This window comes from Spirillospora sp. NPDC049652 (genome assembly GCF_040675125.1).
Classification (GTDB): Bacteria; Actinomycetota; Actinomycetes; order Streptosporangiales; family Streptosporangiaceae; genus Spirillospora.
The window spans coordinates 1-3451 of record NZ_JBFAOF010000792.1 but is presented as its reverse complement, the minus strand read 5'-3'; the positions used below and the strand labels follow the sequence as shown (position 1 = coordinate 3451).

At 74.5% G+C, this 3451-nt stretch carries 4 protein-coding genes; 1 reads left to right on the top strand and 3 read right to left on the bottom strand.

The window, feature by feature from the left end; all coding sequences use genetic code 11:
- From AB0J52_RS32695 to AB0J52_RS32685, 3 genes are all read right to left on the bottom strand, one after another.
- Nucleotides 1–342: TetR family transcriptional regulator (locus AB0J52_RS32695; protein WP_500186704.1), on the bottom strand; the 342-nt coding region annotated here is incomplete at its 3' end.
- 51 nt (nucleotides 343–393) lie between these two features.
- A complete protein-coding gene (locus tag AB0J52_RS32690) occupies nucleotides 394–1635 on the bottom strand; it encodes a cytochrome P450 family protein (RefSeq protein ID WP_500186703.1) in 1242 nt (413 codons plus the stop codon).
- Between the two features lie 61 nt (nucleotides 1636–1696).
- Nucleotides 1697–2926 carry a serine hydrolase domain-containing protein gene (locus AB0J52_RS32685; RefSeq protein ID WP_500186702.1) on the bottom strand — a complete coding sequence of 410 codons (1230 nt, stop codon included), beginning with the start codon at nucleotides 2924–2926 and terminating at the stop codon, nucleotides 1697–1699.
- Between the two features lie 130 nt (nucleotides 2927–3056).
- Here AB0J52_RS32685 and AB0J52_RS32680 point away from each other — a divergent pair.
- Nucleotides 3057–3451 (top strand): TetR/AcrR family transcriptional regulator (locus AB0J52_RS32680; protein ID WP_500186701.1); only part of this gene is annotated, 395 nt, incomplete at its 3' end.

Here is a 3451-nt window from a genome sequence, read left to right as displayed (position 1 = left end):
CAACGCGCGCGGATGGGCCAGCAGGGCGCCCAGCAGCGCGTCCGCGTAGCCGCGCAGCCAGCCCCGCCAGTCGGCGGCCCCCGCTGGGGGCAGCGCGACCTGCGTGAACAGCTGCTCGACCAGGCCGTCCAGCAGCGCGTCCTTGCCGGCGACGTGCTGGTAGAGGGACATGGCCTCGACGCCCAGCTCCTGCCCGATGCGCCGCATCGACAGCGCTTTCAGGCCCTCCCGGTCGGCCAGCGCGAGGGCGGCTTCGAGGACCGCCTGCCGGGTCAGGCCCGCGCTCTGCCCGCGGGTGCGCTTGGGGGAGGTGCGCTTAGGGGAGGTCTGCCTGGACGGCATCGCCGGTGCCCCTTCTCGCGTCCGCGCGTTCATACGCCGTAAGTATAGGGATCAGCCCTCCCCTCCCAGCAGGACGGGCAGGGCGCGGTGGCCGTTGGAGATGAACGAGGCGAGCGGCTGCAGCTCGGCCGGATCCACGGCCAGCGCGAGACCGGGGAAGCGGGCGAACAGCGCGGGCAGGGCGATCTCCGCCTCCAGCCGGGCCAGCGGCGCGCCGAGGCAGTGGTGCACGCCGTACCCGAACGCCAGGTGCTCCTTGTCGGGCCGGGTGACGTCGAAGACGTCGGCGTCGTCGCCGTGCAGGCCCGGATCGCGTCCGGCCGCCGCGAAGCAGGCGATGATCGCCTCGCCCTCGCGGAGCACGGTCCCGCCGTCCAGCTCGATGTCCTCGACCGCGAACCGCAGCGGCAGGTTGGCGACCGGCGCCTCGGCGCGCAGGGTCTCCTCGATCACGTCGCCCCAGGTGGCGCGGCCGGACCGGACGAGGGCGAGCTGGTCCGGCCGGGTCAGCAGCGCGTGGACCGCGTTGTCGAGGAGGTTGACGGTCGTCTCGTGCCCCGCGCTCAGGAACAGCGCGAGCGTGTCGACCAGCTCCTCCTCCGACAGCCGCGAGCCGCCGTCGCGGGCGGCGATGAGGTCGGACGACAGGTCGTCGGCGGGACGCGCCCGCTTCTCGGCCACGAGCCCGCGCAGGATCTCCTGGAGCCGCGGCAGCGCGGCGGCCGCCTCCTCCGGCGTGGCCGTGGTCCGGAAGAACACGTCCACGCAGCGGCGGATCTCCTCGCGCTCGCCCTCGTCCGCGACTCCGAACAGCTCGCAGATCACCTGGATCGGCAGCGGGTAGGCGAACCGGTCCCGCAGGTCCACCGGCCCCTCGGCCCCGGCGTCCGCGACCTCGTCGAGCAGCGCGGCGACGATCGCCTCGACGCGCGGACGCAGCGCCGCGGTCCGCCGGACGGTGAACGCGCTGGAGATGAGCCGCCGCAGCCGCCGGTGGTCGTCGCCGTAGGCGGTGAACATGTTCCGCACCACCACCCAGGCGAACAGCGGCCATTCCGGGCCGACCTCGCCGTTCGCCAGGGGCGGCCAGTGCCGGTGGGCGTCCTTGGAGACGCGGTCGTCGGTCAGCAGCCGCCGCAGCAGCTCGGGATCGCTCACCGCCCACGCCGGCACCCCGTCCGGCAGCATCACCCGCGTCGCGGGACCCCGCGCGCGGATCCGGGCGGCGTCGCCGTGCACGTCGGCCCCGGTCGGATCGAGGACGAACGGGCTCTCGGCTTCGGAAGTGCGCATCGGACGCTCCAGAGGTCGGCCGGAAGACGGCGGACCGTCGGCGGCGCGCCGCGGTCCGTCCTCACCTTCCGTCGGAGCCCGGGCCCGCGCAAGTGACGTTCGGCTGCCCCCCGTCCTCCGCCGTCGGCCGTGGCGGAGGGGTGCCGCAGAGCGCCTGCCGGTAGAACGCCGCGAGGGCGGCGTCGATGGGATGGCCGTCCGGAGAGCCCGGCCTGCCCCATCGGACGAGGTTCATCGCGACCGTCATCTGGCGGCGGCCGTCGGCGCTGGTCAGCGAGATCGCCTGCGCACCCCAGACGGTGCCGTCATGCCCCCAGAAGGCGCCGTGCCCGGGGATCTCGACCCGGTGCAGACCGAGACCGTAGTCGATCACGCTCTGGCCGTCCTGGGCGGTGACCGGGCCGGTCCGCTGCATCCGCGCCAGCGAGGACGGCCCGACGATCTCGCCGGCCAGCAGGAGGCGGTAGAAGCGGTTCAGGTCCGCGGGCGTCGAGACCAGAGCGGCCCCGGTCCCGACCCAGGACATGTCGTACACGCTGTAGTCGCGCGGCGGGTCGATCGCACCGTAGAGCGCCTCGTACATGCGCGGATGGGGCCGGTCGAGGCGCGGTCCGGCGGGGAAGGACGTGTGCTGGAGCCCGGCCCGCTCGATGACGGTCCGGGTGATGCACTCCTCGGCGGACATGCCGGTCACCAGCGCCAGAAGCTCTCCCAGCAGCAGGTAGTTGGCATTGGAGTAGATCCCCGGACGTCCGCCGGGGCGCCCCGCCGCCGGGGCCGCGAGGCCCATCGCGATCAGCTCCTCCGGGGCGAACCGGCGGAACCGGTTGTCGTCCAGGCTCCGGGTCGGGGAGTCGCCGGCGGGGAAGCCCCGCAGGGACGGGAACGCGGAGAACAGGTACTCGGGGATGCCGCTGGTGTTGTCCAGCAGCATCCGGACGGTGGTCTCCCGGCCGCGTTCGCCCGGCACGAGCCGCGGCAGGTAGTCGCCGATCGGGAGGTCGAGCCCGATCCGTCCCTGTTCGACCTGCAGCATGACCGCTGCCGCGGTGAAGGTCTTGGTGATGCTTCCGACGCGCTGCGGCATGTCGGCGGTGACCGGGCGGCGGGTCCCGACGTCGGCGACGCCCGCCGCGCCGCGCCACGTCCGGTCGTCCTCGCGCACTTCGGCGACGATGCCCGGCATCCCGGCCCGGTGGACGGCGTCCAGCGCGGACGAGAGCCTCTCGGGATCGAACTCGTAGTCGGGGACCGGCGCGTCGGCGGCCTCCGGAAACACATTTCGGAACATGTTCCAAAAATAGCCGCGGCACGCCCCCGTGTCGAGGGGCGGGATCGAGGACGCCGCGGCGTCGCGGCCCGGCCGCTGATCCGGGCCGCCGGTGTCCCGCCGCGCGCGGCGAGGGCGGCATGATGGACCGGTGCCACGTAACGACGCGTCCCCGGGCCGCACCGGCCGCACCGGCCGCCCCCCGGCGACCTCGCGCGCCGAGATCCTGGCGGCGGCGCGCCTGATCATCGAGCGGGACGGCTGGGAGCGGCTGACCGTGCGGCGGCTGGCCGCCGAGCTCGGCATCGGGACGACGACGCTGTACCACCACGTCCGCGACCGCGAGGACCTGCTCGTCCAGCTGCTCAACGAGCACGTCGACCGGACCCCGTGGCCCGAGCCGCCCGGCGGACCGCGCGACCGGATCGTCGCCGCGGCCCTCGCCGTCCACGACTCCCTCGCCGCCTGGCCGCCGGCCGCCGAGATCCTCACCGCCGACGGCTTCCTCGCCCGCCTCGGCGAACCGGCGCTGCGCGCGGTCGAGAC

Bases quoted from the DNA above. Each gene is read 5' to 3' on its own strand.
- AB0J52_RS32690 (WP_500186703.1), bottom strand. From the start codon at position 1,635: ATGCGCACTTCCGAAGCCGAGAGCCCGTTCGTCCTCGATCCGACCGGG.
- AB0J52_RS32685 (WP_500186702.1), bottom strand. From the start codon at position 2,926: ATGTTCCGAAATGTGTTTCCGGAGGCCGCCGACGCGCCGGTCCCCGAC.